Origin of the sequence: Streptomyces venezuelae (genome assembly GCF_008642335.1) — a bacterium.
GTDB classification, from domain to species: domain Bacteria; phylum Actinomycetota; class Actinomycetes; order Streptomycetales; family Streptomycetaceae; genus Streptomyces; species Streptomyces venezuelae_F.
This window is the reverse complement of record NZ_CP029191.1, coordinates 7,453,076-7,473,003: the sequence shown is the minus strand read 5'-3', so window position 1 is coordinate 7,473,003 and position 19,928 is coordinate 7,453,076. Positions and strand designations below refer to the sequence as shown.

The 19,928-nt window shown below is 69.5% G+C and carries 48 protein-coding genes; all 48 read right to left on the bottom strand.

The window, feature by feature from the left end:
* Nucleotide 1: 1 nt before the first annotated feature.
* The 48 genes from DEJ49_RS36145 to DEJ49_RS33120 all read right to left on the bottom strand — a co-directional run bounded on the left by DEJ49_RS36145 (nucleotide 2) and on the right by DEJ49_RS33120 (nucleotide 19,836).
* A complete protein-coding gene (locus DEJ49_RS36145) occupies nucleotides 2-175 on the bottom strand; it encodes a hypothetical protein (protein WP_190329529.1) in 174 nt (57 codons plus the stop codon).
* The gene (locus DEJ49_RS33320) at nucleotides 172-963 is read right to left on the bottom strand and encodes a hypothetical protein (protein ID WP_150187546.1); all 792 of its coding nucleotides are present in this window, start codon (nucleotides 961-963) and stop codon (nucleotides 172-174) included. The genes DEJ49_RS36145 and DEJ49_RS33320 overlap by 4 nt, the downstream gene beginning before the upstream one ends.
* Complete coding sequence (locus tag DEJ49_RS36140; protein ID WP_190329528.1) at nucleotides 947-1,207, bottom strand: HNH endonuclease; 261 nt, start codon at nucleotides 1,205-1,207, stop codon at nucleotides 947-949. The genes DEJ49_RS33320 and DEJ49_RS36140 overlap by 17 nt, the downstream gene beginning before the upstream one ends.
* Nucleotides 1,204-1,476, bottom strand: coding sequence for a hypothetical protein (locus DEJ49_RS36135; protein ID WP_190329527.1), 273 nt, complete (start codon nucleotides 1,474-1,476; stop codon nucleotides 1,204-1,206). The genes DEJ49_RS36140 and DEJ49_RS36135 overlap by 4 nt, the downstream gene beginning before the upstream one ends.
* A complete protein-coding gene (locus DEJ49_RS36130) occupies nucleotides 1,469-1,624 on the bottom strand; it encodes a hypothetical protein (protein ID WP_190329526.1) in 156 nt (51 codons plus the stop codon). Before DEJ49_RS36130 ends, DEJ49_RS36135 begins: the two co-directional genes overlap by 8 nt.
* Nucleotides 1,621-1,965, bottom strand: a complete 345-nt coding sequence (locus DEJ49_RS33310) for a hypothetical protein (RefSeq protein ID WP_150187544.1) — start codon at nucleotides 1,963-1,965, stop codon at nucleotides 1,621-1,623. The genes DEJ49_RS36130 and DEJ49_RS33310 overlap by 4 nt, the downstream gene beginning before the upstream one ends.
* A complete protein-coding gene (locus tag DEJ49_RS33305; protein ID WP_150187543.1) occupies nucleotides 1,965-3,116 on the bottom strand; it encodes a hypothetical protein in 1,152 nt (383 codons plus the stop codon). The genes DEJ49_RS33310 and DEJ49_RS33305 overlap by 1 nt, the downstream gene beginning before the upstream one ends.
* Entirely contained in the window at nucleotides 3,113-3,355 is a 243-nt protein-coding gene (locus DEJ49_RS33300; protein WP_150187542.1) for a hypothetical protein, read from the bottom strand. Before DEJ49_RS33300 ends, DEJ49_RS33305 begins: the two co-directional genes overlap by 4 nt.
* Nucleotides 3,352-3,522: a hypothetical protein gene (locus tag DEJ49_RS36125; RefSeq protein ID WP_190329525.1), complete on the bottom strand. Its 171-nt coding sequence runs from the start codon at nucleotides 3,520-3,522 to the stop codon at nucleotides 3,352-3,354. The genes DEJ49_RS33300 and DEJ49_RS36125 overlap by 4 nt, the downstream gene beginning before the upstream one ends.
* Entirely contained in the window at nucleotides 3,519-3,914 is a 396-nt protein-coding gene (locus tag DEJ49_RS33295; protein WP_150187541.1) for an SLOG family protein, read from the bottom strand. Before DEJ49_RS33295 ends, DEJ49_RS36125 begins: the two co-directional genes overlap by 4 nt.
* Nucleotides 3,911-4,132 (bottom strand): hypothetical protein, encoded by a 222-nt coding sequence (locus DEJ49_RS33290; RefSeq protein ID WP_150187540.1) that lies wholly within the window; start codon nucleotides 4,130-4,132, stop codon nucleotides 3,911-3,913. Before DEJ49_RS33290 ends, DEJ49_RS33295 begins: the two co-directional genes overlap by 4 nt.
* Nucleotides 4,129-4,398 (bottom strand): hypothetical protein, encoded by a 270-nt coding sequence (locus DEJ49_RS33285; RefSeq protein ID WP_150187539.1) that lies wholly within the window; start codon nucleotides 4,396-4,398, stop codon nucleotides 4,129-4,131. The genes DEJ49_RS33290 and DEJ49_RS33285 overlap by 4 nt, the downstream gene beginning before the upstream one ends.
* Entirely contained in the window at nucleotides 4,398-4,802 is a 405-nt protein-coding gene (locus DEJ49_RS33280) for an SsgA family sporulation/cell division regulator (RefSeq protein WP_150187538.1), read from the bottom strand. The genes DEJ49_RS33285 and DEJ49_RS33280 overlap by 1 nt, the downstream gene beginning before the upstream one ends.
* On the bottom strand, nucleotides 4,802-5,089 hold the full coding sequence (locus DEJ49_RS33275) for a hypothetical protein (RefSeq protein ID WP_150187537.1): 288 nt from the start codon (nucleotides 5,087-5,089) through the stop codon (nucleotides 4,802-4,804). Before DEJ49_RS33275 ends, DEJ49_RS33280 begins: the two co-directional genes overlap by 1 nt.
* Before the next feature lie 275 nt (nucleotides 5,090-5,364).
* Nucleotides 5,365-5,562: a hypothetical protein gene (locus tag DEJ49_RS33270; protein ID WP_150187536.1), complete on the bottom strand. Its 198-nt coding sequence runs from the start codon at nucleotides 5,560-5,562 to the stop codon at nucleotides 5,365-5,367.
* Nucleotides 5,563-5,665: 103 nt separating this feature from the next.
* Nucleotides 5,666-5,896, bottom strand: a complete 231-nt coding sequence (locus DEJ49_RS33265) for a hypothetical protein (protein WP_150187535.1) — start codon at nucleotides 5,894-5,896, stop codon at nucleotides 5,666-5,668.
* On the bottom strand, nucleotides 5,893-6,222 hold the full coding sequence (locus DEJ49_RS33260) for a MazG-like family protein (RefSeq protein WP_150187534.1): 330 nt from the start codon (nucleotides 6,220-6,222) through the stop codon (nucleotides 5,893-5,895). Before DEJ49_RS33260 ends, DEJ49_RS33265 begins: the two co-directional genes overlap by 4 nt.
* Nucleotides 6,219-6,479, bottom strand: coding sequence for a hypothetical protein (locus DEJ49_RS33255; RefSeq protein WP_150187533.1), 261 nt, complete (start codon nucleotides 6,477-6,479; stop codon nucleotides 6,219-6,221). Before DEJ49_RS33255 ends, DEJ49_RS33260 begins: the two co-directional genes overlap by 4 nt.
* Nucleotides 6,476-6,655, bottom strand: a complete 180-nt coding sequence (locus DEJ49_RS33250; protein WP_150187532.1) for a hypothetical protein — start codon at nucleotides 6,653-6,655, stop codon at nucleotides 6,476-6,478. The genes DEJ49_RS33255 and DEJ49_RS33250 overlap by 4 nt, the downstream gene beginning before the upstream one ends.
* Entirely contained in the window at nucleotides 6,652-6,867 is a 216-nt protein-coding gene (locus DEJ49_RS33245; RefSeq protein WP_150187531.1) for a hypothetical protein, read from the bottom strand. The genes DEJ49_RS33250 and DEJ49_RS33245 overlap by 4 nt, the downstream gene beginning before the upstream one ends.
* Nucleotides 6,864-7,781, bottom strand: a complete 918-nt coding sequence (locus DEJ49_RS33240) for a glycosyl hydrolase family 16 (protein ID WP_150187530.1) — start codon at nucleotides 7,779-7,781, stop codon at nucleotides 6,864-6,866. Before DEJ49_RS33240 ends, DEJ49_RS33245 begins: the two co-directional genes overlap by 4 nt.
* 15 nt (nucleotides 7,782-7,796) lie before the next feature.
* Nucleotides 7,797-7,949 carry a hypothetical protein gene (locus DEJ49_RS36120; RefSeq protein WP_190329524.1) on the bottom strand — a complete coding sequence of 51 codons (153 nt, stop codon included), beginning with the start codon at nucleotides 7,947-7,949 and terminating at the stop codon, nucleotides 7,797-7,799.
* A complete protein-coding gene (locus tag DEJ49_RS33235) occupies nucleotides 7,946-8,251 on the bottom strand; it encodes a hypothetical protein (RefSeq protein WP_150187529.1) in 306 nt (101 codons plus the stop codon). Before DEJ49_RS33235 ends, DEJ49_RS36120 begins: the two co-directional genes overlap by 4 nt.
* The gene (locus DEJ49_RS33230; protein WP_150187528.1) at nucleotides 8,248-8,505 is read right to left on the bottom strand and encodes a hypothetical protein; all 258 of its coding nucleotides are present in this window, start codon (nucleotides 8,503-8,505) and stop codon (nucleotides 8,248-8,250) included. Before DEJ49_RS33230 ends, DEJ49_RS33235 begins: the two co-directional genes overlap by 4 nt.
* The gene (locus tag DEJ49_RS36115) at nucleotides 8,502-8,672 is read right to left on the bottom strand and encodes a hypothetical protein (protein ID WP_190329523.1); all 171 of its coding nucleotides are present in this window, start codon (nucleotides 8,670-8,672) and stop codon (nucleotides 8,502-8,504) included. Before DEJ49_RS36115 ends, DEJ49_RS33230 begins: the two co-directional genes overlap by 4 nt.
* The gene (locus DEJ49_RS33225) at nucleotides 8,672-8,965 is read right to left on the bottom strand and encodes a hypothetical protein (protein WP_150187527.1); all 294 of its coding nucleotides are present in this window, start codon (nucleotides 8,963-8,965) and stop codon (nucleotides 8,672-8,674) included. The genes DEJ49_RS36115 and DEJ49_RS33225 overlap by 1 nt, the downstream gene beginning before the upstream one ends.
* The gene (locus tag DEJ49_RS36110; protein WP_190329522.1) at nucleotides 8,962-9,357 is read right to left on the bottom strand and encodes an HNH endonuclease; all 396 of its coding nucleotides are present in this window, start codon (nucleotides 9,355-9,357) and stop codon (nucleotides 8,962-8,964) included. Before DEJ49_RS36110 ends, DEJ49_RS33225 begins: the two co-directional genes overlap by 4 nt.
* 125 nt (nucleotides 9,358-9,482) lie before the next feature.
* Nucleotides 9,483-9,827 (bottom strand): hypothetical protein, encoded by a 345-nt coding sequence (locus DEJ49_RS36105; protein ID WP_190329521.1) that lies wholly within the window; start codon nucleotides 9,825-9,827, stop codon nucleotides 9,483-9,485.
* Nucleotides 9,820-10,260 (bottom strand): hypothetical protein, encoded by a 441-nt coding sequence (locus DEJ49_RS33215; RefSeq protein WP_150187525.1) that lies wholly within the window; start codon nucleotides 10,258-10,260, stop codon nucleotides 9,820-9,822. Before DEJ49_RS33215 ends, DEJ49_RS36105 begins: the two co-directional genes overlap by 8 nt.
* Nucleotides 10,260-10,532 (bottom strand): hypothetical protein, encoded by a 273-nt coding sequence (locus DEJ49_RS33210; protein WP_150187524.1) that lies wholly within the window; start codon nucleotides 10,530-10,532, stop codon nucleotides 10,260-10,262. The genes DEJ49_RS33215 and DEJ49_RS33210 overlap by 1 nt, the downstream gene beginning before the upstream one ends.
* Nucleotides 10,532-10,729, bottom strand: coding sequence for a hypothetical protein (locus tag DEJ49_RS33205; RefSeq protein ID WP_150187523.1), 198 nt, complete (start codon nucleotides 10,727-10,729; stop codon nucleotides 10,532-10,534). The genes DEJ49_RS33210 and DEJ49_RS33205 overlap by 1 nt, the downstream gene beginning before the upstream one ends.
* Complete coding sequence (locus DEJ49_RS33200) at nucleotides 10,726-10,977, bottom strand: hypothetical protein (protein ID WP_150187522.1); 252 nt, start codon at nucleotides 10,975-10,977, stop codon at nucleotides 10,726-10,728. The genes DEJ49_RS33205 and DEJ49_RS33200 overlap by 4 nt, the downstream gene beginning before the upstream one ends.
* Nucleotides 10,974-11,345 carry a hypothetical protein gene (locus tag DEJ49_RS33195; RefSeq protein WP_150187521.1) on the bottom strand — a complete coding sequence of 124 codons (372 nt, stop codon included), beginning with the start codon at nucleotides 11,343-11,345 and terminating at the stop codon, nucleotides 10,974-10,976. Before DEJ49_RS33195 ends, DEJ49_RS33200 begins: the two co-directional genes overlap by 4 nt.
* Nucleotides 11,346-11,418: 73 nt before the next feature.
* Nucleotides 11,419-11,601 carry a hypothetical protein gene (locus DEJ49_RS33190; protein ID WP_150187520.1) on the bottom strand — a complete coding sequence of 61 codons (183 nt, stop codon included), beginning with the start codon at nucleotides 11,599-11,601 and terminating at the stop codon, nucleotides 11,419-11,421.
* A gap of 110 nt (nucleotides 11,602-11,711) precedes the next feature.
* Nucleotides 11,712-12,029: a hypothetical protein gene (locus tag DEJ49_RS33185; protein ID WP_150187519.1), complete on the bottom strand. Its 318-nt coding sequence runs from the start codon at nucleotides 12,027-12,029 to the stop codon at nucleotides 11,712-11,714.
* A 2-nt stretch (nucleotides 12,030-12,031) separates the two neighbouring features.
* Entirely contained in the window at nucleotides 12,032-12,394 is a 363-nt protein-coding gene (locus DEJ49_RS33180) for a hypothetical protein (protein ID WP_150187518.1), read from the bottom strand.
* 1 nt (nucleotide 12,395) lies between these two features.
* Nucleotides 12,396-12,587 carry a hypothetical protein gene (locus DEJ49_RS33175; RefSeq protein ID WP_150187517.1) on the bottom strand — a complete coding sequence of 64 codons (192 nt, stop codon included), beginning with the start codon at nucleotides 12,585-12,587 and terminating at the stop codon, nucleotides 12,396-12,398.
* Nucleotides 12,588-12,590: 3 nt separating this feature from the next.
* Nucleotides 12,591-12,935 (bottom strand): hypothetical protein, encoded by a 345-nt coding sequence (locus DEJ49_RS33170; RefSeq protein WP_150187516.1) that lies wholly within the window; start codon nucleotides 12,933-12,935, stop codon nucleotides 12,591-12,593.
* Nucleotides 12,936-12,946: 11 nt separating this feature from the next.
* Nucleotides 12,947-13,189, bottom strand: a complete 243-nt coding sequence (locus tag DEJ49_RS33165) for a hypothetical protein (RefSeq protein WP_150187515.1) — start codon at nucleotides 13,187-13,189, stop codon at nucleotides 12,947-12,949.
* Nucleotides 13,190-13,327: 138 nt separating this feature from the next.
* Complete coding sequence (locus tag DEJ49_RS33160; protein ID WP_150188651.1) at nucleotides 13,328-15,397, bottom strand: cell division protein FtsK; 2,070 nt, start codon at nucleotides 15,395-15,397, stop codon at nucleotides 13,328-13,330.
* Between the two features lie 5 nt (nucleotides 15,398-15,402).
* Complete coding sequence (locus DEJ49_RS33155; protein ID WP_150187514.1) at nucleotides 15,403-16,290, bottom strand: MerR family transcriptional regulator; 888 nt, start codon at nucleotides 16,288-16,290, stop codon at nucleotides 15,403-15,405.
* Between the two features lie 133 nt (nucleotides 16,291-16,423).
* On the bottom strand, nucleotides 16,424-16,678 hold the full coding sequence (locus DEJ49_RS33150; RefSeq protein WP_150187513.1) for a hypothetical protein: 255 nt from the start codon (nucleotides 16,676-16,678) through the stop codon (nucleotides 16,424-16,426).
* Between the two features lie 28 nt (nucleotides 16,679-16,706).
* Nucleotides 16,707-17,144, bottom strand: coding sequence for a hypothetical protein (locus DEJ49_RS33145; RefSeq protein WP_150187512.1), 438 nt, complete (start codon nucleotides 17,142-17,144; stop codon nucleotides 16,707-16,709).
* Nucleotides 17,141-17,371 (bottom strand): hypothetical protein, encoded by a 231-nt coding sequence (locus DEJ49_RS33140; RefSeq protein ID WP_150187511.1) that lies wholly within the window; start codon nucleotides 17,369-17,371, stop codon nucleotides 17,141-17,143. Before DEJ49_RS33140 ends, DEJ49_RS33145 begins: the two co-directional genes overlap by 4 nt.
* Entirely contained in the window at nucleotides 17,368-18,276 is a 909-nt protein-coding gene (locus DEJ49_RS33135) for a bifunctional DNA primase/polymerase (RefSeq protein WP_190329520.1), read from the bottom strand. Before DEJ49_RS33135 ends, DEJ49_RS33140 begins: the two co-directional genes overlap by 4 nt.
* Nucleotides 18,273-18,737, bottom strand: coding sequence for a hypothetical protein (locus DEJ49_RS33130; RefSeq protein WP_150187509.1), 465 nt, complete (start codon nucleotides 18,735-18,737; stop codon nucleotides 18,273-18,275). The genes DEJ49_RS33135 and DEJ49_RS33130 overlap by 4 nt, the downstream gene beginning before the upstream one ends.
* A gap of 122 nt (nucleotides 18,738-18,859) precedes the next feature.
* The gene (locus DEJ49_RS33125) at nucleotides 18,860-19,114 is read right to left on the bottom strand and encodes a hypothetical protein (protein ID WP_223833094.1); all 255 of its coding nucleotides are present in this window, start codon (nucleotides 19,112-19,114) and stop codon (nucleotides 18,860-18,862) included.
* Nucleotides 19,111-19,836, bottom strand: coding sequence for a VWA domain-containing protein (locus DEJ49_RS33120; protein WP_150187508.1), 726 nt, complete (start codon nucleotides 19,834-19,836; stop codon nucleotides 19,111-19,113). Before DEJ49_RS33120 ends, DEJ49_RS33125 begins: the two co-directional genes overlap by 4 nt.
* Nucleotides 19,837-19,928 lie beyond the last annotated feature (92 nt).

Sequence of the window (19,928 nt, the reverse complement as noted above, 5' to 3'; positions counted from 1 at the left end):
CTCACCCCTCCTTCGCCGCGGCCCGCCCCGTCCCGGGGCACCGGATGCGCAGGGCCCGCGCGTCGGAGAACGGCGCCGCCTCGTGGCTGTCGAGGACGACGCCGCGCCGCCGGGTGCGCAGCAGCGTGACGTTGCGCCCGCAGCGCGGGCAGAGGCCTTCGCCGTCGCCGGTCATGTCCGGTCCTCCGTCCACGTCATGCGGCAGAGGTCGCATATGTGTGCCGTGTGCTCGCCGCGCTCCCGGCACTCGTGCCATCCGCCGCCCGCGACGGTGGCGCGCATGCCGCAGGGCCCGCGCAGCTGACGGCGCACCGCGCGCGCTGCCTGGTCCGCGAGCTGGGCGGCGTAGACGCCGTCGGCGGCCAGGAGCGCGTCCACGGCGATCCGCAGCGTCACTGGTCCCGGATCGAGATCCAGCGCCAGCGTCAGGGGGCCGACACTGGACTCCGCCTCGGGGAAGGACGCCGATACATCGGTCGGCGGCGCCCCGGTGGCATCGATGTAGGCGGTCCGGACGGCGGCCAGGACGACCGCGACCAGGCGACTGGCCTCCACGTCGGCCATGGCCGTTGCGACGGCGTCGCGCATCGCGTCGCTGACGTTTCGCAGGGACACGCTCACGGAGGCTGCGGTCCTGCCGAACCTCCGTATCGCCATGCCGTCGAACGACTCCCCTTCGTCGGCGATGAAGGCGTCGGGGCTTGGCCCCCTGACCGTCGGCGGCACCGCTGGCGCCGTCCCCTTCGGCTGCCACCCCCAGTCCTCGCCGTCGTCCAGCGCGTCGGCGGACGGGTAGCCGCTGCTCAGGCACTTCACGACGTCGTAGGTGGGGTAGTGCTCCTCCCCCGTGTCGACGACGTAGTGTTCCTGCAAAACAAGATCCCCCCGGCTGTCCTTCACCAGGGGGATCTCTTTGCGGCAGCGCGGGCAGGCGCCTGCGGTCGGATCATTGCTGCGGGTCATTGCCTTCCTCCTTTGGCGCGTGCCCCTTCGCGTTGCACACGCGGCAGATCAGATACAGGTTGTCCAGGCGGCTTGATCCGCCCGCCGTGCGATGGACCTTGTGCTTGAGGATCAGATCGCTGCCGCTGCGGACCTGGCCGCACGATCCGCAGCGGCAGCCCTGTACCGCGAGCAGCGTCCGCTTCTTGGAGCGCCGCTGACGGCTGCTCAGGACGCGGACGGTACGGATCGGGCGCGCGCTCACCGGATCAGCTCCAGCCGCAGCCCCGCACGCTGGCAGAACTCTTCGAGCTCGATTTCGCTGTCCCACCGGTCGCCACGCCGGAAGCGGGCGACGGCGCCGTCCGGCACCCGCTCCCACGTCTCGGGGCGGTTGGTCGCGTACGCGTCGGCCGTGCCGAGGCCGCTCCTGAAGCGCAGGTACAGGTACTGCCCGTCGTCTGTCCACGCGTCCCACTGCGACGGATGCGACTCACAGGTCATCTCGGCACGGACGATGGTGAGGTCAGTCATCGAGCACCACCACGGCCGCGACTCCCAGCCAGCACAGCAGCATGACGACGACGCCGACGACCGCGGCCAGCTGGCCGTCGGCGGTCGCCATAAAGGTGAGGCCCCCGGAGAGTCCTCCGAGGGCCAGTCCTGCGATGAATGTGATCACGAATCCTCCTCTCCTGACGGGGCAATGAGCCCCGCCCTCATCAGCATGTGCTGGACGCGCGGGCTGGCAGCGATGTCGTGTGCGTCGACACCTGCGGCGGCGGCTGCCTGGATCTCCAGGGCGAAGGCGATGCGGTTCTGGATCAGGTCGCGCTGCCTCGCCTGGTCGTTGCCCTTGGCCAGCTCTTCGCGGACGCGGGTGAGGAGCGTCGTGATCTCCTTGAGGCTGGCGGCGCCTCGCGCTTCAGGCGTCTGTGCCTGGTCGAAGGCCCGGACGTCGGCGGCGATCTTCTCCAGCAGTTCGGCGGGCAGTGCCGCGCCGTTGTGGATGTAGTTCTTCATCAGTCCTCTTCCTTGAGTTGATCCAGCAGTCCCGCGTCGTCCAGCGCCCCGAGCGCGCGCCGTGCCTTCGCGTCGGGGTAGGGCTCGTCTGTCGCCGCGTTGAAGAAGGGACCGCTGGACGCCCACCGCGCCACCTCCACAAGGCGCCGCAGCGCGTCCCTGGGGACGGGGACGGTGCCCTGCATCGCCTCGGCGAGGTACGCATCCCGGATGGCGGTGGCGCCGTACTCGGTCAGGCCGGAGCCCATCATCAGCACGCGCACGATCCGCTTCGCCTCGCTGTCGTGGGCGATGTCGTACGGGTCTGCCGCAATGGCGTTCACCCGACGGCACGTCACCAGGGCGTAGTCCGTGGTCATCCGGTCGATGCGGGGCAGTTCGAAGGGTGTACGTCGACAGCACGGCGTGATGCCTTCGTCAAGCGGTGGTGCAGCGTGGATGATCTCTGACTGCCCCGCCTGGTCCACGTTGCACTCGCCGCCGCAGAACGCGTGCTCGCCCTCGTCGTGCGCCGTCAGGGCGCAGTCGTCGACCGCGCGCCCGCACCGCGCACACCGCTCATGCATCGAGCCGCACGGCTCCGGGCAGACGGAGCGATCGAACCAGGTGGACGGGTGGGGGCAGGTGATCGCGTCGTGCCTCTCTGCCGTGTCCGGGGGCGCGGGTTCACCGCACGGCCCGAATGTCACCGGTACCCGGGGGACCGCTTCGTCTCCGCGTGCCTGCTGGATCGCCTCACGTGCCGTGGTGAAGGGGCGCTCGCTCTTTGATTCGCGGGTGGGGTGCTGGGCATCGAGCGGCGTCAGCCCCAGTACTTCGGCTTCCTCCGGGCCGACAACGCGCCGCGCCACGTTCCCGGACTCCAGCCGCTCGCGCAGCGCTGCGGCCGCCTCCTTACTCGGAGGCGCGCTGATCCTCTGGTCGTACGCGTCAGCGCTCATCGACTGCTGCCCCTTGTGGCACCCGCACCGGCACGGCGCCGCGCAGAACTTGCACTGCGCGGGCCTCTTGGCGCCGACCTGGCCGCTCGCGCCTTGGCAGTAGCCGTGTTCACCGTGCAGGCAACCCGTGGAGAGGTAGCGGTGACTCCTCTTGATCCGCCCGGTGACGCAGAAGGCCAGCCACTGCCAGGTGTCGCGGATGCTGCTCATGGTTGCTCCTCGTTGTCGAGGGTGGGCAGATCCTGCCTGACGGTGCGGTTCAGGGCGTGCTCGATCCCGGCGATAGCGGCGGTGACCTTGGCGTGCAGCGGCGAGAAGAACACTTCCGTCGCGCAGTGCAGGGCCGCGTTCATGTGGGCGTGCGCGGACAGATGGGACTGTGCGTCGATCAATGTGAGCCGTGCCTTCTCCAGCTCACGGCGCAGGTCGGTGATCTCGGATGTACTCATGCCTGGTCCCTCACCGTCTCGCACGGCCACCCTTCGCCGTCCCATCCGCAGACGGGCGTGCTGTAGGGCACGCCGTCGATGTCGTGGCTCTGCGGGGCGTGCGGGTCGCCGTTGCTGTCGATGTACGGGTTGTCTTCGTCGTAGGAGTAGGTGCGGTCATCGCTCATGCCGTGAACCTCCTGGTCTCGATGCCTGCCGCTTCGGCGAGCGCGGCAGTGTGCGAGGCGCCCCGGCTGCCGTCCTTGATGAAGGCGAGGCACACGTCCGCCCCGAGCGCGACCATCTGCCGGTTGCGGCTGAAGCCTGCGCCCCGGTCGAAGACGCCGCCGGGACGCCAGACGGCGGGGTGGGGTTCGACATCGATCGTGCAGCCTTTGCCGCGCAGCCAGCGGGCGTGATGATCGGCGTGCCGGTCGGCACCCGAGGGGCACGCTCCATGCACCACCACAACGGGGCGCGGTCCGGCGTCGATGAGTGCTTGCTCCAGCGCGGCGCCGACCGTGAGGGCGTCGTCCCAGTCCCGTGAGCCGGTCACGAGCACGCGGTACGGCTTGCTCACTCCTCCCCCTCCTCGATCTTCACGGCGGCGCGTTCCAGCGCGCGGTTCACCCGCCGGTCGTCATAGTTGAGTTCGGTGCGCAGCTTCATGCCGCGCACGGTGGCTGCGTCCTCTGCCCGCACCTCCGCGTCGCGGGCGTCCAGCGCTTCCTCGAACTCCGGCTGCGTACCGTTGCCGCCGTACAGGAAGAGGTCCAGCAGGGTGTCCCGGGCGCTCATCCCTCCCGCCTCCACGTCTCTTCCTCCACCGCGTCCGTCATGCGGTCCACGGCCCGCGCGATCGCGTCGCCCTTGTTCTTGCCTTTGCCCTTGCTCCGGATGGCGTCTGCGACGTCCAGCAGCGCGGCGGCGATGGCGAGCTGCGCCTGTGCGCCGCAGACGGCGGCGAAGACTGCGGCATCATCCACGCCCGGCGCGGCGTTGATGTTGTCCCGCACGTCGTTGATGACGGCGGCGGCGAAAGCGCCCGGTGTCTGATCAGACATCACGCCGCCTCCCCGAGCAGGTGCGCGAGTTCGGCGTCCATGCCCAGGTGCTCGCGCTCGGTGCCCTCGGGCACGGTCGCGTAGCTCTTGGTCAGGAACGCGTCGATGTCGTCCGCGTCGACCTCGGCCAGCGCCATGCCCTCGGGGCTGGTGAAGCTCATGAAGACCGCGCCGTACGCGTGGCGCATGATCCTCACGTCGCCGTCGCCCACGCTGCCGGGTGCGCTGATGCCGTCGGCGAGCAGGTCGCGGGCGAAGGTCCACACGGCGTGGCTTTCCGTGCCCATGTTGGTGTCCAGCAGGACTGCGTACGGGTCGCGTGAGTGGTAGATCAGCACGGCCGGGATGGGCACTTCGGTGTCGCTGAAGATCAGGCTCATCCTCAGCGGCTGGGTAATGGTCATCACTCCCCCTGGGAGGTCTCTTCGGCTTGCACGGGAAGGGGCCCCGCCTTCTTCTGCGGGGCCTCGGGGGTGGTGCTGTCGTCGGATGTGGCCGTATCGCCGCTCAGGGCGTCGCCCGCGGCGGGGACGTCGGTATCGGCGTGCGGGTCGCGCCGCGCCGCACCCCGCTGCCACAGGCGGCGGTGCGCACCGCGGCGCCGGCCGGTGGGGCGCAGTGCGGACACGGCGTAGCCCGCCGCGCCGCCCGCGGCGGTGTAGGCGGCGAGCGCCAAGTAGTCGATGGTCATGAGCCGTGCTTCAGGCACGGCATCGGGCCGCCGCACTTGGGGCATTGCGTGGGCGTCGGGCCTCCGGGCGTCACCGAGCCTCACCCGTCATGGGCCCGCCGGTCCGCGCCTTCTCCGCTGCATCGCAGCATGCGCCGCAGAGCGAACGGCCATTGATCCGCCCTATCAGCTCACCGGACCGCATTCTGTGGCCGCAGTCCTGGTAGATGGTGGCGAAGGGGTTCTCGTAGCGCGGGATGTAGTCGGGCCCGAACACCCGTGGGTCCGCGAGTCGGTCAGGCACCGTTGTCCTCCGCTTCGTCGCAGCAGTCCTCGCACGAGGCGTACGCGTCGTCGTCGATGTAGCCCGCCCGGTCGCCCGGTGTGATCTCGAACCCGCATGTCTCGCACTCGGAGGTGTACGCGGCCTCGAAACGGCGGACGCCCCCGGGCGGCTGCGCGGGGGCGTCGGGTCGGGTGAAGGGACTGCTCATGTGTCGCTCCTTCCGTAGGGGCGGCGCAGGGCGGCCCGCGCCTCGGTGGCGAGAAGCACCACCAGGAGGAAGACCAGGTACGCGGTGAGGATCAGGGCGGGGATCATGCCGACTCACCCCGGAGGTAGGTCTCGAAGGTCTGCGCCCTGGCCACCAGGTACCGCGCATCGGCGGACATCTGGCTCGACTCCAGCGCAGCGCGCAGGGCGATGACCCGGATCACCTGGTCTGCCGTCAGCTCTTCCGCAATCAGGCCGCAGGTGCACCGGCCACGGCGTCCGCCGCCGTAGGTCACGCCGTAGTCGCAGTGCGCGGGGTGGGTGCGGTCCCTCATGGCTGCGCCCTTTCCGTGAGTGCGGCCAACCGCCGGGCACGCCGCTGCGCGTGCAGCTCGAAGAAGTCCTGCGGCTCCTCCGTGTGGTCGTGCAGCGCGACCATCGCCGCGAGGATCACGTCGCACAGCTCTTCCGCGACGTCGATGGATGTGTGCGTGACGCCCTTGCGGGGGTTCTGGCCGGTGACGCCGATGTAGGCCTGCGCCGCCTCGCCCGCTTCTTCCATGACCTTCAGCAGATGCAGTGCGACCGGGTCGCCCTGCTGCGGCGGGTTGGCGTCCAGCCACCGCACCACGTCGGCGATGTGCGTCCAGGAGTCGGTCATGACGCCGCCCTCCGCATCAGGTGCCGGACGTACGGCCCGGTGAGCGCGGTGCCGACGTGGTAGACGTCGGCGGGCAGCGGGTGGCCGGTGCCGTACACGCGGAAGTCCCAAACCAGTGCCAGACGGTCAGCGTGGTGCACCGCCCACAGTTCGACCTTGTTCACGGACCGGGTGGCGACGTGCAGCACCTCGCCCCGCAGCTCAATGCGGTGCCACTGGTCGTCGACCGGCACCTCGTAGCGGTAGATCTCGCTCATGACACCTCCGTCATGACGTGCCGCTCCCACGGAGCGGCGAAGCGGTCCAGGGGCTTGTCCGGCGTGATGTTGCCGAAGGACTTGCCGCACTGGCAGCGGCCCCACAGGTCGCAGTCCCCCAGTTCGACGACCAGCGCGTGGCCGCCGTCCCAGGACGCTGGCTCGGTGTCGGTCATGACGCTGCCCTCTCGCAGTCCAGCACGTCGTCCACTGCGGCCCGGTCTCCGCCGACCAGCACTGTGACGCTCATGCCGCGCCGGAGCAGGCCGCGCAGGAGATCGCGCCAGCCGATCTGCACCGTGTGCCGGACGAAGGGGTCGGGGAGCCGCTTCTCGAACTCGATGGTTCGATCATCGATACGTGTCGTGACGTGGTAGCGCACGATCACTTCACCGCCTTGTAGCAGGTCGCCCAGGTCACTTCGAGGACGGCCCGCGCCCCCGGCTTCGCGTAGCCCCGGTTCGGCTTGCTGTGGTCGCCGATGATCCGGCTCTCGTTCTGCCACACCCATGGCGACGTGGTGAGCGTGGTCGGGCCGGACCGCAGCCGCTTCCCGTCCAGGTACACCGTGACCGTGGAGCCGCGCCGCTCCCACGTGTAGGTGTGCGCGGTCGTCATGCGGGCGTTCGTCTGGACGTCCCACTCGGCACCGCGGCCGTGGCTGAACATCGCGACGGTGCTGTCCGTGTAGTCGTCGACCTCCGGGTAGTCGACCTCCGCACGGCTGCCCTCGTAGCGCAGCCACGCGCTCTTGAACCCGGGGTCGGTCTTCGTGACCTTGATGCGGGCGCTGTACCGCCCGTCGCGCAGGTCCATGCAGCGCTTCGGCACGACGGTGCCCACGACGTTGCTGCCGCCGCTCGCCGGCCGGTACATGGCGACCTTCAGCGTGCCGGTGCCGTCGTAGCCCTTGCCGATGCTGACGGTCTTCTGCGGCTCGTACGTGCCGCCGAACGGCGCCCCGCCGTTGCCGTCGGCACCGGACTTCGCGGTGTCCTCCCACCCGGAGGGGTAGGCCCACAGTGCGTCGCGCCAGCGGCCGGACAGTCCCGAGCAGTAGGCGCGCGGGGTGTCGGCGTAGTGGTCGCAGCCGCTGAGCCTGCCGACCGGGACGGGGGCGTTGACCGCGCTGTTGAAGTTCTCTGCCCAGACCTGCTTCCAGCCCGGCAGATCGCCCCTGGGCATCGCGTTGGGCGAGGGTGCGCCGTCGGCGCCGGGGGCAAGAAGAAGGGCCGCCACAAGGGCGGCCCCGGAGGTGAGGATGAGCGGCGCCCTGCGGCGCCGACGTGCGTGCTTAGGCATGGTGTCCCTTCATGGTTACGGGAAGATCTCCAGCAGGAAGGTCTCGATGTCCCGCGCTTCATTGCGGCTCGCCCATGTGCAGATCGGCTCATGCGTTCGGGCGAATTTCAGGTGCATCTCGTCACCGCAGCGAGGGCAGCGGTAGTGCTCCTGGTCGGGCTCGCTCACGATGCGCCCACAGGTGCCGTGCGCCGCACGCCCTGGAACCGGCGCGCGAGGCGGCGCAGCCGCCGCTTGGTGCCGTCGCCCCCGCCGCCGTGCCACCAGGCGTACGCGCAGGCAGCGGATATGGCGGCGCTGAAGACGGCCCATCCGTAGCTGCCTTCGCGGATGTTCTGGAGTGCGCTCAGGGCGTTGGCGAGGGCGAAGACTCCGTAGCACTGGTGCCGCGCGAGGCGCCCGCTGAAAAGCCCGACCAGGCCGATGACTGAAAGGGCCATGCCCAGGGCTGTCAGGACAGGGAAGTTCATCGCTGTGCGTCCTCCTCATTGCCGTACTCCCGCCGCTCCTTGAGGGCGGCCAACGCCTGTGCGGCTTCGGCGATGAACTCTTCGAGGGCGGCGACGGCGGCTGCATGCTCCTCGCCCCTGTGGCCCGCCGTGATCCGCCATTCGTCGCATTCGTGCGGAAGGCAGACCTCCCACTTGCCATTGGGTTCGCTGTTCCGCCTGGCGCCGGTCCAGTCATGGCACTGCCGCACCATGAACCCGTAGGTGCTCGTCATCGCTGTGCGTCCTCCTCGAAGGCGTCGGCGGCGGCCGTGACGACACGCGCCACGAAGACCGCCGGGCCGTGGACGGTGATCTCGTACGGGGGCTTGAAGTCCAGCGGCACGTCGTCGGCGGGGCCGAAGCGGATGTTCGCCTGGTACTGCGGTCGGGGATCGTCCATCACGGCGCACGGTCCTTCGCAAGATCCACCGGCCCGCCGGGGCACGTGATGGTGATGACCGTCATGAGCTGGTCGGACATCAGGACCGTGCGGCGATGCTTGCTGACCACGCCGTCGAACAGCGTCCGCCGCGCGTCGCTGCCGAGCGGGACGCTGCTGCCGTCGGCCAGTGCGCGGCGCGGGTCGTAGTTGTGCTGCACCTCTCCGCAGACCTTGCAGTAGACCCGTAGCCGCTCATTGCGCGGCGGTTCGGGCGGGGTGGCGGGGAGGCTCCGTTTCTTCTTGATCGTCATTGCCCGTCGTCCCTTACGTGAGTCCAGCGCTGGCCTCGTATGACGCCGCTGATGATCGAGCTGCTCACTCCGAACAGCTCGCTGAGCGCTTGCTGTGTGACGCCGCCTTCTGCGTATCGACGCCTGATCTCTTGCACGTTGGCGTCAGTCAGCTTGGCTCTGCTGTTCTGTTCGCCTCTGCGCGGCTCTTGGCGTGTGCCGTGCTGGTCCTTGTCCTCTTCGTTCTCGCGCTGGGTCTTCCAGGCGAGGTTGTCGGCGCGGTTGTCAGTGCGAACGCCATTGAGATGTGCTGCCTGATGCAAGGGCGAAGGTGGCGCTCCATGAAAGGCTTCACAGATGAGCCGGTTCAGGCGGCGGTTTACGTGCGCTCCTGATGCGCTGACCAGGTTCACGAAGTGGTAACCTCTGCATGGCCCAGGCTTCAGGAGTCGACCCGACTTACCGCGAACGTTGCCGTCACTGAAAGCAACGTAACCGGGGTAGCCGGGAATTCTCTTTCCGTACAGTCGATGGCGAATCACTGCAGATCCTTTCTCGGGTGCCGGTGGCACTGGCTGGTCGGGACGCCGTGGCGGGTGTAGCCGCGGTTGCCGGTGAGGTAGTGCTCGCTCAGCCCGCACTGACAAGCGGGCTTCGGATTGACTTCGGCGGCGAAGAGCCCCGGCTTCCACCGCGCGATGTCGGCGCGGATGCGGGCCGTCTCCGCTTCGGCGCGCCGGTACTCCCCGCTTTGCGTCCAGGCGTGCCAGATCTTGCACGGCCACCGCTCGTCGCAGGTCGTGCACTGCGGCTGGTCGGGGTTGGACTTGATCCAGGGGGCGTGGCCGATGGGGCGGGAAGCGGGCGGCTTCTTCTTAGCCATCGGGGTGGCCGTTGACCCAGGTGCGGCCGTCCAGCCCCTCGTAGGTCACGGTGAGTTCCACCGGCCCTGCCGTGCGCTCTCTCCACATCGCCCCCGGGGGTGTGATGTCGATGTCGTCACGCGTCCGGTCGAGCGTCAGGTCTCCCATACGCCCGTGCCTGCCGAGGTCGGACACGGCGCGGAAGATCCCGTTGCGCAGGATGTTGGAGTCCTCGCGGACGACCTGCTCCAGCCGGTGCAACTGGCGTTCCTGGTCGCCCGCGCGGTCCGTGAGTCGCTTCACCGCAGCTTCGAGTTCGGCGATCCGGTAGTCCTTGGACGTCGTCCAGCGTCGCCACGTCCTGCACGGCCAGTTGTCGCCGCACTCCCCGCAGATCGGATCATCGGGGCCGAAGTCGCTTTCGATGACGATGTGCTGCTTCGGTTCCTTCATCACGGCTCCTCGTTGCCGTCGAAGTCGAGCTGTCCGTGCACCTGTGTCACGGGCTCGGGCGGCATGAGCTGGTCGAAGTAGTGCTGATGAGCTGCGTCGTCGCGGTCGCAGACGAACTCACGGCAGGACAGGGCCGACCACTGAAACTCGCGCACCATTGCGCGGGCCTGGGCCAGGTCGGCGAAGTGAAAGGCGTTGCCTTCTTCGTCCTCCATCGGTTTGCCGCAGGCGTCGCAGTCGACGGTCAGGCACGTGTGCGTCTTGATGCCCATCACTCCTCCCCCTCCGCAAGCAGGGCCAGCCGCTCGTAGTCGGCGGCCTGCTGGACGTGTCGTGCCGCCTGGCGGAAGCGGCGGGACTGCGCGGCCATGCCCTCGCCCGGGATCTTGTAGTCGAGTGCCGCCGCCTTCACCCGCAGCTGCGCGGCGCGCAGCCTCAGTTCGGCGATGGTCTGTGCCGTGAAGCTCATGCCGCGCCGCCCTTCCGGGCCGGCGAGGTGGAGCCGATGACCGGGAAGGCGTCGGCGCCCTCCTGCGCCGCGATGCGGCAGCCCCGGCAGAGCGTCCCTTCGGCGCGCAGGTCCGCGATGCCGCGCACCTCATAGGTGTGGCCGCACGCCGTGGTGAGCTGCGTGATGGTCAGCCCGCCGCGTGTCGAGCGCGCCAGGTGCACGAGGTGTCCGCGCTGGAGGCGGATGCGGTGGGGGTAGGTGATCACAGGTCTATCCCCAGAGCGCGCAGTCGGCGGTTCGTCTCGTTCACCTCAGCCTGCAACGCGTCGCGTTCGGCCTTCAGCTCATGCGCGGACAGCGGCGGGCTGGAGGTAATGCACCACCGGATACAGAAGGCGGCCAGGGTGAGCGGCCACAGCATGGCGAACAGCAGCGCTTCCATGACGGCGTCGTACTGGTGGTGAGCCTCCCATTCGCCGACCGGGTCCTCGTAGCGGAGCGTGTCGTCGTAGAGGCTGCGCTGCGCGGCGAGGTCATCGATGCCGCGCTGCCGGACGCGCCCGTAGATGATGCGGGCCGCGAGAAGCCAGCTCGCCGCGGCAGCCATGGCGCACAGTGCGATGAAAAGAGTCATGTGCGGGTCCTTGGAATGCGAAGCGCCCCGCTGCCGGGCGGCAACGGGGCGCGGTGCGGATGAAGGGGCGTTCTCACTTGCCCTTGCGGCGGTTGTGCTCCTCCTGGGTGATGTCCAGGAAATCGTCGAACGCGTCGTCGGCCAGGGTCTGGTAGGCGCCAGCGGTCGCAGACAGGCCCTGCCTGTCGGCGTCCTTGGCCGCGTAGAAGGCGTCTTCCTGCTGCCGCAGGGCGTCCTGTGCGGGATCGGTGCTCATGGCGAACTCCTCAGGGATCAGGTGCGGGACCGGGCTGTCCGGCCCCACCGCACCCCCGCAGTCGCGCTCATGCCGACACGGCTGGCGGGGGACGGAGGGGTGGACAGGTCTCAGCAGAGGTAGTCCTCTGCGTCGAGGTCATCCAGGTGGTCGCTCGCCTTCTCGATCAGCACGGCCTTGGCCGGGTCGTCGTCGGCGAGCTGGTAGGCGTCGCACAGGTAGGCGTGTGCGGTGCTCATGGCTTCCCGGTCGTCCGACCAGAAGGGGCTCATTCCGAGGAAGTGGACGGCAGAGTCGACCTTGTCGATGAACTCTTCCGGGGGCACCTCTCCGAGGCTGGCCCGGTCGCCGTTCGCCAAGAGCGTGGCGATCAAGTCGCCGTGCCGGTGGATGATCGAGTCGAATGCAGAGGATGTTGCAGCGGTCATGGTCATTTCTCCTTCAGATACCGGCTCCACACCGAGCGCAGCACGAGGACGCAGACCGTCAGCGCGACCGCCGACAGTGCAACGGCCAGTGCAACGGCGGCCAGGCCCAACATCACGAAAACCGCCACGGTGCCGAGCACGGCGAGCGCGATCACGCCCAGGCAGCCACCCGCGATGTACGCGCCCCAGGGCCGTGCAACGAGGGGCTGCAACGGTGCAACGGCGGGTGCCACGCCCCCCGTTGCAGGGGGCGTTGCAGGTTTGCCGTACACGGGCCGGCCGTAGGTGTCGGTGCCCAGGTACTGGTGTGCCTGGGGCTCGGTGCCACGGCTCTCCAGCCACGGCTGCAACGGGGGGTGGTGCATCTCAGATCCTGTTCTGGCTGCGCAGTGTTCTGACGGTGATGACCGCGGTCACCATGACGACCATGAACAGGCCGCCGCAGCCTTCTTCCTGGCTGTGCATGACCGCGTGCGCCTCGCACTGGGGGCAGGGGCGGTTGTCGAAGAAGCCGTGCATCTTCGCGTGGGCTTCGCATTGCAGGCATCGTTCGGACATCGCTCAGATCCCAGCCCTGCGGGCGGCACGCTGCGCGCGCTTCAGCGCCGCCTCGGCGTCGTTCCTGGCGCGGCGCGCCTGCGCCTTGTCCCTGCCGGGTGCGGCTGCATCGAGCCGGGTCTTTGCCCGTGCCGCAGCGCGCAGCGCTTCGTCCAGCTGGCGCCGTGCGGCGTACGTCTGGTAGCTCTCCTCCTCATGGGCCCGCGCCTTGATGCGGTCGATCTCACGCTGGAACTTCGGGTCGACGCAGGTCTGCTCGCTCAGCTCGTCATCGGCCGCCGCCTGCTTGGCGATGCGGCCGGTCAGCCAGGCGAGGCGCGCGGCCTGGCTTGCGGTGTAGCGGGGCATGCGGGTCTCCTTCATCGGGTGCCGTCGCGGTGAATGCCGCGGGCGTAGTTGGTCAGGCGGCGGCCGACGCGCAGCCGCAGCCCCGAGGCGCGGCAGCGGCGGCACGGCTTGCCGCGCCGGGGCCGGCCACTGCGGGATGTCCTGAGCCGGTAGCCGAGGCCGTGACATCTGCGGCACGCGCCGAAGGGCGAGAGCCAGCAGCGCAGGCCGTAGGCGAGCGCGGCGAGGAGGGCTATCGAGAGAAGGACGGTCATGGTGAAGCCGCCTCTCAGCCGGGATTCAGGGGGCGGGGGAGGTGGTTCGATAGGGGATAGGGAGCAGGTCAGAGCGCTGGCGGTGTCTAGAAGGGTCGATAGATCTATCGATCACTGCCTCTAGAACCGCACGGCCCGCTAGGGCTTCGGCTTGCCGTTACGCTCGGACAGAACGAGCGAGAGATGACGCCGTTGTACGCCCTTGCGGTTGGCGCCCTGTCCGTCCTCTGTCTGGCCCCATACCTGCTCGGTGGACACACCCAACGGTTTCAGGGCAGCGGCCAGGGTCTTGGCGTCCCAGCCCGTATAGGTGTCGGGCCGGATCAGGGCGAGGCGTTCGCACAGCGTTTCCGACCACGCCCTGTCCGTGCTGGCGGGCCACGCCCGTTCCAGGTCGGCGAGCAGGTCGAACGTCGGTTCAGCGTTGTCCGGCAGCTGGCCGACCGCATGGCCGGTGATGTTGCCGTACGCCTCGCGCAGCGTGCGGGCGCGGGTGACGACCTTTTCCGCGCCCACGGCGTCGACGAAAGCGGACGACACGATGACCGGGTCGTCACCCTCCCCGGACATCCAGCAGATGCCAAGATCGCGGCGGCTGAACATGGTCGCGCGGATGCCCGACTTGTAGGCGCCCGTGCCCAGCACCATGTCGTTGGCCTGGTGGTTCATGACCTTGAGGCAGAACCTGAGGACGGCGTTCGCGCTGATCCCCGGCGGCAGCGACTTGGCGTCGGGCCGCTGCGTGGCGAACAGGCCGACGATGCCGAGGGCGGGCCCGCGCTTGGTGATGTCGGTGCAGATCGCTTCCAGCTCTGCCCCGTACTTCTCGTGCTCGAAGGGGACCTGGCATTCGTCCAGCCCCACGACGATGGGGTGCAGCCCGTACCGCTTGTCGCTGGCCAGCGCCGGGGTGACCTTCGACTCCGGGCAGATGTCGCGCGGCAGAGACTTGATGATCTTTGCCCTGCGCCGCAGTTCCGTTTTCAGCTCGCGCAGCGCGTGGACGACGTACTCGATGTCTTCGTCCTCTTCGCCCGCGCGGTAGCGGTGGCACACCGATTCCAGGGCTCCGAGGTCGCCGGTGCCCTTGAAGTCGAAGGCGTACAGCGCTGCCCTCGGATCGAGTGCGGCGATCAGCAGGAAGAGCCTGAGCAGGAACGTCTTGCCCATGCGGGGGATCGAGCCGATGACGATCGCGGCGAACATCAGCGTGACCTTCAGGTCCCGCATCCGCTGGTCGTTGCCGAAGACCACCGGCTTGAACAGGTCCACGGTGCCGTCCTTGAGCAGCGGCCACGGGGGCTTCGACGTTTCGTTCATCGGCCGGTCGCCCACGTACAGCTCAAGGCGCCCTTCGTGTTCGTCCGGATCGGCGGCGGGCCAGACGCAGCCCAGCTTGCGGCGCAGTCCGGAGGCCAGTGCCTCGCGCTTCTCCATCACGTCGTCGGGCGTCACGCCGTAGGGCAGGTCGAGGTCGGCGCGGTAGCCGGGGCCGTCCCGGCAGATCTCGGAGACGAAGCGCATCCCGTCCATGTCGCCGCCCTTCTTCAGGGCTGCGTTGATCCGGGTGTCGCCGATCGCCCCGAGCGCCCGCATGACGATCGAGCTGGTCAGCTTCTGCACCTCGGTCTTGAGGACTGCGGGCCCGATGACGGGGGCGTCCAGCTCCTGCCCCGCGTAGCCGAGCGCGAGCACGCCCGCCGCGGCGAACGCCCACATCCACTGCGGCGCCATCACGTACACCGTGAGCGCGAAGCCGAGCCCGATCAGAGAGGCGAGGACGGTGACCAGGCCGCGCAGCCGCACGCGGTGATCGCGTTTGCGGGACAGGGCGAGATAGCTGCCGACGTCCTCACTGCGCACCGCGTAGTCCCGCAAGGGGGCCGCCTCGCGATCCCACAGCCAGCGGCTCGCCGCGCCGGCCAGGCGCACAGCCCCGCGCGGCGCCCGCAGGGCGAGGCGGCAGGCATACACGCCGGAGCAGGTGCGCAGACCGTGGTACAGCGCCGCGTAGCCCACGTTGGCGCCCACGTGCCGGGCCGTGGCCAGGAAGTCCTTCCTGGTCGTCAGCCACGAGGCGAGGATCGGGCGGCGCTTCTCGATCGTGATGCCCGGCGCGGGCAGCTTCGGGTTGTCGACGGGGCGCGGCGCCGCTTCCTCGTGCGGTACTTCGGACGGCTGCTTGGTGAGGCTGACGGGTGCGGGCATGGTCGTCACGACGACTCCCCCGGCAGCTTCACGACGTCGGCCACGGCGAAGAGGTTCGCGCCGCCCGGCCCGGTGTCGACGGGCGTCAGCTTGCCCCGCGCCTTCCACGAGCGGACGGTGTCCGTCGGCACGTGGCAGAACTCGGCGACCTCGCGCGTGGTCATGGTCTCGCCACGGGCCACGGACATCAGCGCAACGGGTGCAACGCCCCCCGTGGCGTCCGTTGCAGGGGCGGTGCAGCACAGCGGCCAGACGTCGAGCAGCCGGGCCCCCGCGGGAGCCTGGCCGACCCATGCGGCGGGCCGCTGTGCAACGGGTGCAACGGACTCGCGTTGCACTGCAACGCCCCCCGTTGCAGTGCAACGCAGCGCCTGCCACGCCGTGGCGACACGGGCCCACGTGAGCGAGGCGAGGTGGGTGCCCAGTCCGATGCAGACGGTCGGCGCGGCGCTCGCGAGGATCACGTGCCCCCATGTCGTGGCGTCGCTCGCCGCGGTGATCTGGGCCGCCGCGCTGCCGTGCGCGACGTTCAGCGTGAGCGAGATCGCGGTCAGTCCGATGACGGTGCCGATCGCCCACCGGTACCCAGTGGTGCCGTACAGCGCGATGGAGGCGACGACGGCGAGCCCGTCCAGCAGGTCGATGACGAGCGGGTAGAACTGCCGCACCTCGCCCAGGCCGATCGAGTCAGCGGTGTCGCGCAGCGGCACCCACGAGACGCGCATGCCCACGACGGCGACGGCCGCGAGGGCGACGAGGATGACGGCGAACCCGACGACGGAGGCGGTCAGGTTCCAGCGCGCGAGAGGGCGCGTGAGGGAAGAGGAAACGGGAAACGTGTCGGGAATCTTGCTCGCCGCAGGCTTCGCGGCCTTAACTGCTGTGCGGGCCATGGAGGTTGCTCTCCGGGTCAAGTGCCCCGGTCGGCGATTGCCGTCACCGGCCGGGGTGCGCGGGTCGTGATTCCGCCCTACGCCCGCCGCGCGGGGCGGGGCAAGGCGGGCGGGGCGTGGCGAACGGTGGCGTTCAGGGGTGGGTTGTCACCCGGAAGACGAAGGTGCGCAACGCGGCGTCCCCTGTCTCCGGGTCGACGTACCTGTACGGCTCCGGACGGCCTTTGACCAGTGAGACCTTCGTCCGGTACGCGTCGGCGCGCATGACCGCGTAGAAGCGGTTCGGCTCGAAGTCCAGTCGGGCCACGCGTCGGGGGTCCAGTCCGAGGCGGTCGCAGATCTCGTGGACCAGGTCGCCGATCGGGTAGGTCCCTTCAACCTCGATCATGTGCTCTCTCCGTACGCCATCAGAAACTTCATGCGGTTGCCGCTGAGGCCGCTTCGTCCGGCTCGGCCAGCCCCAGCGCTTCGAGCAGGAGCAGGCGGTCGTCGCGGCCGGTGGAGACCAGGGCGGTCACCTGTGCCGCCCGCCGCTGTTCCGTGGACCAGTCGGCGCGCGGCGTCGCCGTGGAGTAGTAGCGCTCCTTGCCGGTCGTGCCGCGCTTCCTCCGCCTGCGCCTGCGCTCCGCTGAGTTGTGTGCAACCCGGCAGGCGCCGCACGGCGGGGTGCGCAGCCGCTTGTGCTTGTCCCAGCCGCCGGTCGTGCCGCAGACGGCCTCGCGCCGGGGCGGCGGCCCGTCGGGCGGCTTGCCGTAGTGCAGCCAGCGGCGGTAGCACGAGGTGCACCAGCCGCGGGCCTTGTGCACGTCCTGCTTGCCGCAGGCGGCGCAGGTGATGAGGGTGCTGCTGGTCATGGGCCGCACCTGCCTCGGTGTGCGTTGCAGTGGGGTGCGAACAGCTCTTCGCAGACGACGCAGCACTGGTACTCACCGTGCGCCCTGATGCCCAGGCACACGTGGCCGCACAGCGCGATATCACCCGGCGCCGGGGTCTGCGGGAAGCAGTAGATGCAGACGCGGTGCGCGATGGGCGGACCCGGCTGCCGCGTCTCCTTGGTGGTCGGTGCGGGAGCGGTGGTCACAGCCCCTCCTTCCTCTGCTGGTTCCTGTAAGCCGAGCGCACCGTCGCCTCGGCCTGGCGCTGCCCGCCGTCGCCGCTGTACGCCGCCCCGAGCTGGTCGACGGCGTCCTCGATCGGTATGCCGTCGGAGCACGCGGAGCGGGCGGCCCAGTACAGGGCGTTCGAGCGGTTCCCGGGGGCCGCGTCGCGCACGGTGTCGACCAGTCCGCCGATCGATCCGCCGCGGCGCGGCTGCGCGAAGAGAGGGCGCGGCGGCGCGGGCTTCTCACGGCACAGCTCCACGAGCCAGGGCGGGGCGTCGCGCACGGGCAAGCCGTTCTCTGCGACGTAGGGCCCCTTCGTGGTGACCGAGCCGGCCGCCAGCACGTAGCCGCCGCGCTGTCCGCCGTTGCCGCGTACGTCGACCAGTCCCTTCACGGGCGAGGCCTGCGAGGCTCGGAGCCCTGTGGGCCACCGGAAGTACAGGTGCAGCCCCATGGACCCGGTCGTCACGGCGAAGGTGTCGTTCAGCTCGCCGAAGTCGCCGCCGCACCGCTTGCAGATCTCACGCAGCGCGTCGTGCCCGTCGACCAGCGGGCCAAGGCGGTCGTGCAGCGACTCGAAGGGGGTGCCCTTCAGGGCGTACTCCCCCTTCGCTACGTCGCAGTCGACGACCAGCAGCCCTGAAGGCCCGCACGCAATCGCCGGGTTGGCGACAGGCGACGCCGTCCAGGCCGCGATGATGCGGTCGAGATCACGCGTCGCCCACTCCCCCCACCGGATCTTGTAGGGCTTGCCGGGCTGCACGAGATGCGGTTGCTTGTCGATGATGTCGCCGGACTGCGGGCACACCGTCCCCGCCGGGTTGCAGGGGAAGATCGTGAAGCCGCGCTGCCAGGCGGCGACGGCGTGGGCGATCAGGTTCACGGAACCCGTCCGGAGAAGTCTCCGACCGGCGCAGCGTTCGCGGGCAGTCCGATCCGTTGCCGGATCGTCCAGACTCCGGAGGTTCCGATATCCAGGTGCACGGCGATCTGTCCGTCCAGCAGCCCTTGTCGGTGCAGCTTCCGCACGATCTCCTCGCGTTCGGCGAGCGTGAGCGGGCCCGCGCGGTCACCGTCGACAGCGCGCACCACGGCGATGTCGTCGACCTCCGTACGGTGGAGATAGAGCGGGTCGCCGTGCCGTTTCACGCGTTCGTAGTGCTTGGCGCAGTACCCCTTGGCGCTGTGCCGGGCCGTGCATTCCGGGACCTTGCAGCCCGTGCGATAGCGCCGCCCTCCGAGTGGGTGGCCGTGCCGCCGCCAACGGCGGTAGTGCCGTTCGCACCATGTGCGCGCCAGTTGTGGCCTGGTGCAGCCGCGGATGGCGCAGACGTGCTTCCGCATGCCGTCCTCCTGTGGACATGTGCCTCATCAAGCAGGCAGGGACGGGGTGAGCGCGCCTCCGTGGGGAAGCCCCGCCCCTGCCTGCATGACGAAGGGGCCCGCCGTGACGGGCCCCGGATGAGTCAGCCCTCGGCACACTTCGGGTAACGGGCGCCGCGCACGCAGTCGTCGTAGTCGGACCTGGACACCCTGAACTCGTGCTCGCGGCCGTCCTTGCCCTGCGTCGTCAGCTCGTACTCCCAGTGCTTCACCGCCGCCTTGTACTTGCTTTCCTTGTCCACGACCGTTCCGGCGGGCCCCTCGGCGTAGTCGGCGCCGCATCCGGCCAGGACCAGGGCGAATACGGCCAGCGCTGCGACGGTCAGGCGGCGGATCACCGTAGGACCCCGGCCGCGGACGCAGCGGCGAGCCACCCCGCGTACTCGTGGGTGATGCCGTCGTACAGCGCGGCGTCGCTCACCGCGTGCGGGTCGGCCGCGTGGAAGAAGGACGCGTTGTCGACCGTGCGGTCTTTGAGGTCGTCCAGCTTCTTGAGGAAGCGCATGTTGCGTGCGGGGCCGAAGCCGACGAAGGAGAAGAAGATCGGCCATTCGCTGGCCGTGCGGATCGCGCTTTCGGCCTGCTGCCGTGAGTCGGGGTCGCCGTCGGTCTGGAAAATGACCAGTGCAGGAGCGCTCGGATTGTCGTGCGCCTCAATGACGTAGTTGATCGCGGCGGCGTAATTCGTCGATCCCCAGTGCACCCGGTTGTGCGTACGGTCGACGACGCCCTGGTAGCTGTCCAGGTCGATGTCGCTGAGGTGCTCGACGTACGAGCCGAAGTAGATCAGCGGCACGCAGCCGTCGTCGTCCATGTTCGCGGACAGTCCGAGCGCCTGCTCGGCGAGGCGCTGCATGCTGCCGTCCTGGTAGTAGGGCACCATCGAACCGGAGTGATCGAGCACCAGGTACACCGCCGCACGCTGCCCGGTCAGGCCCTGCTTCTCCAGGCTGACGGCGGCGGTCTTGGTGAGGCTGACCAGGCCGGGCGGCACCTTGTCGAGGCTGATCGCCGGGCCGGTGCCGCTCGGGGCGGGGACATCCTTCTTGCGGTTGAACATGCGGGATTCCTTTGCGGGTTGAGGGCGCAGCCAGGACCCGCCCGGATGTAGCGGGTCCTGGCTGCGGGCATGAAAAAAGGGACACGCCCATG

What these genes read in the sequence shown, in the direction of transcription:
- DEJ49_RS36145 (WP_190329529.1), bottom strand. Translation starts at nt 175, where the DNA reads ATGACCGGCGACGGCGAAGGCCTCTGCCCGCGCTGCGGGCGCAACGTC.
- DEJ49_RS33320 (WP_150187546.1), bottom strand. Translation starts at nt 963, where the DNA reads ATGACCCGCAGCAATGATCCGACCGCAGGCGCCTGCCCGCGCTGCCGC.
- DEJ49_RS36135 (WP_190329527.1), bottom strand. Translation starts at nt 1,476, where the DNA reads ATGACTGACCTCACCATCGTCCGTGCCGAGATGACCTGTGAGTCGCAT.
- DEJ49_RS33310 (WP_150187544.1), bottom strand. Translation starts at nt 1,965, where the DNA reads ATGAAGAACTACATCCACAACGGCGCGGCACTGCCCGCCGAACTGCTG.
- DEJ49_RS33305 (WP_150187543.1), bottom strand. Translation starts at nt 3,116, where the DNA reads ATGAGCAGCATCCGCGACACCTGGCAGTGGCTGGCCTTCTGCGTCACC.
- DEJ49_RS33300 (WP_150187542.1), bottom strand. Translation starts at nt 3,355, where the DNA reads ATGAGTACATCCGAGATCACCGACCTGCGCCGTGAGCTGGAGAAGGCA.
- DEJ49_RS36125 (WP_190329525.1), bottom strand. Translation starts at nt 3,522, where the DNA reads ATGAGCGATGACCGCACCTACTCCTACGACGAAGACAACCCGTACATC.
- DEJ49_RS33290 (WP_150187540.1), bottom strand. Translation starts at nt 4,132, where the DNA reads ATGAGCGCCCGGGACACCCTGCTGGACCTCTTCCTGTACGGCGGCAAC.
- DEJ49_RS33285 (WP_150187539.1), bottom strand. Translation starts at nt 4,398, where the DNA reads ATGTCTGATCAGACACCGGGCGCTTTCGCCGCCGCCGTCATCAACGAC.
- DEJ49_RS33280 (WP_150187538.1), bottom strand. Translation starts at nt 4,802, where the DNA reads ATGACCATTACCCAGCCGCTGAGGATGAGCCTGATCTTCAGCGACACC.
- DEJ49_RS33275 (WP_150187537.1), bottom strand. Translation starts at nt 5,089, where the DNA reads ATGACCATCGACTACTTGGCGCTCGCCGCCTACACCGCCGCGGGCGGC.
- DEJ49_RS33270 (WP_150187536.1), bottom strand. Translation starts at nt 5,562, where the DNA reads ATGAGCAGTCCCTTCACCCGACCCGACGCCCCCGCGCAGCCGCCCGGG.
- DEJ49_RS33265 (WP_150187535.1), bottom strand. Translation starts at nt 5,896, where the DNA reads ATGAGGGACCGCACCCACCCCGCGCACTGCGACTACGGCGTGACCTAC.
- DEJ49_RS33260 (WP_150187534.1), bottom strand. Translation starts at nt 6,222, where the DNA reads ATGACCGACTCCTGGACGCACATCGCCGACGTGGTGCGGTGGCTGGAC.
- DEJ49_RS33255 (WP_150187533.1), bottom strand. Translation starts at nt 6,479, where the DNA reads ATGAGCGAGATCTACCGCTACGAGGTGCCGGTCGACGACCAGTGGCAC.
- DEJ49_RS33250 (WP_150187532.1), bottom strand. Translation starts at nt 6,655, where the DNA reads ATGACCGACACCGAGCCAGCGTCCTGGGACGGCGGCCACGCGCTGGTC.
- DEJ49_RS33240 (WP_150187530.1), bottom strand. Translation starts at nt 7,781, where the DNA reads ATGCCTAAGCACGCACGTCGGCGCCGCAGGGCGCCGCTCATCCTCACC.
- DEJ49_RS33235 (WP_150187529.1), bottom strand. Translation starts at nt 8,251, where the DNA reads ATGAACTTCCCTGTCCTGACAGCCCTGGGCATGGCCCTTTCAGTCATC.
- DEJ49_RS33230 (WP_150187528.1), bottom strand. Translation starts at nt 8,505, where the DNA reads ATGACGAGCACCTACGGGTTCATGGTGCGGCAGTGCCATGACTGGACC.
- DEJ49_RS36115 (WP_190329523.1), bottom strand. Translation starts at nt 8,672, where the DNA reads ATGGACGATCCCCGACCGCAGTACCAGGCGAACATCCGCTTCGGCCCC.
- DEJ49_RS33225 (WP_150187527.1), bottom strand. Translation starts at nt 8,965, where the DNA reads ATGACGATCAAGAAGAAACGGAGCCTCCCCGCCACCCCGCCCGAACCG.
- DEJ49_RS36105 (WP_190329521.1), bottom strand. Translation starts at nt 9,827, where the DNA reads ATGGCTAAGAAGAAGCCGCCCGCTTCCCGCCCCATCGGCCACGCCCCC.
- DEJ49_RS33215 (WP_150187525.1), bottom strand. Translation starts at nt 10,260, where the DNA reads ATGAAGGAACCGAAGCAGCACATCGTCATCGAAAGCGACTTCGGCCCC.
- DEJ49_RS33210 (WP_150187524.1), bottom strand. Translation starts at nt 10,532, where the DNA reads ATGGGCATCAAGACGCACACGTGCCTGACCGTCGACTGCGACGCCTGC.
- DEJ49_RS33205 (WP_150187523.1), bottom strand. Translation starts at nt 10,729, where the DNA reads ATGAGCTTCACGGCACAGACCATCGCCGAACTGAGGCTGCGCGCCGCG.
- DEJ49_RS33195 (WP_150187521.1), bottom strand. Translation starts at nt 11,345, where the DNA reads ATGACTCTTTTCATCGCACTGTGCGCCATGGCTGCCGCGGCGAGCTGG.
- DEJ49_RS33190 (WP_150187520.1), bottom strand. Translation starts at nt 11,601, where the DNA reads ATGAGCACCGATCCCGCACAGGACGCCCTGCGGCAGCAGGAAGACGCC.
- DEJ49_RS33185 (WP_150187519.1), bottom strand. Translation starts at nt 12,029, where the DNA reads ATGACCGCTGCAACATCCTCTGCATTCGACTCGATCATCCACCGGCAC.
- DEJ49_RS33180 (WP_150187518.1), bottom strand. Translation starts at nt 12,394, where the DNA reads ATGCACCACCCCCCGTTGCAGCCGTGGCTGGAGAGCCGTGGCACCGAG.
- DEJ49_RS33175 (WP_150187517.1), bottom strand. Translation starts at nt 12,587, where the DNA reads ATGTCCGAACGATGCCTGCAATGCGAAGCCCACGCGAAGATGCACGGC.
- DEJ49_RS33170 (WP_150187516.1), bottom strand. Translation starts at nt 12,935, where the DNA reads ATGCCCCGCTACACCGCAAGCCAGGCCGCGCGCCTCGCCTGGCTGACC.
- DEJ49_RS33165 (WP_150187515.1), bottom strand. Translation starts at nt 13,189, where the DNA reads ATGACCGTCCTTCTCTCGATAGCCCTCCTCGCCGCGCTCGCCTACGGC.
- DEJ49_RS33160 (WP_150188651.1), bottom strand. Translation starts at nt 15,397, where the DNA reads ATGCCCGCACCCGTCAGCCTCACCAAGCAGCCGTCCGAAGTACCGCAC.
- DEJ49_RS33155 (WP_150187514.1), bottom strand. Translation starts at nt 16,290, where the DNA reads ATGGCCCGCACAGCAGTTAAGGCCGCGAAGCCTGCGGCGAGCAAGATT.
- DEJ49_RS33150 (WP_150187513.1), bottom strand. Translation starts at nt 16,678, where the DNA reads ATGATCGAGGTTGAAGGGACCTACCCGATCGGCGACCTGGTCCACGAG.
- DEJ49_RS33145 (WP_150187512.1), bottom strand. Translation starts at nt 17,144, where the DNA reads ATGACCAGCAGCACCCTCATCACCTGCGCCGCCTGCGGCAAGCAGGAC.
- DEJ49_RS33130 (WP_150187509.1), bottom strand. Translation starts at nt 18,737, where the DNA reads ATGCGGAAGCACGTCTGCGCCATCCGCGGCTGCACCAGGCCACAACTG.
- DEJ49_RS33120 (WP_150187508.1), bottom strand. Translation starts at nt 19,836, where the DNA reads ATGTTCAACCGCAAGAAGGATGTCCCCGCCCCGAGCGGCACCGGCCCG.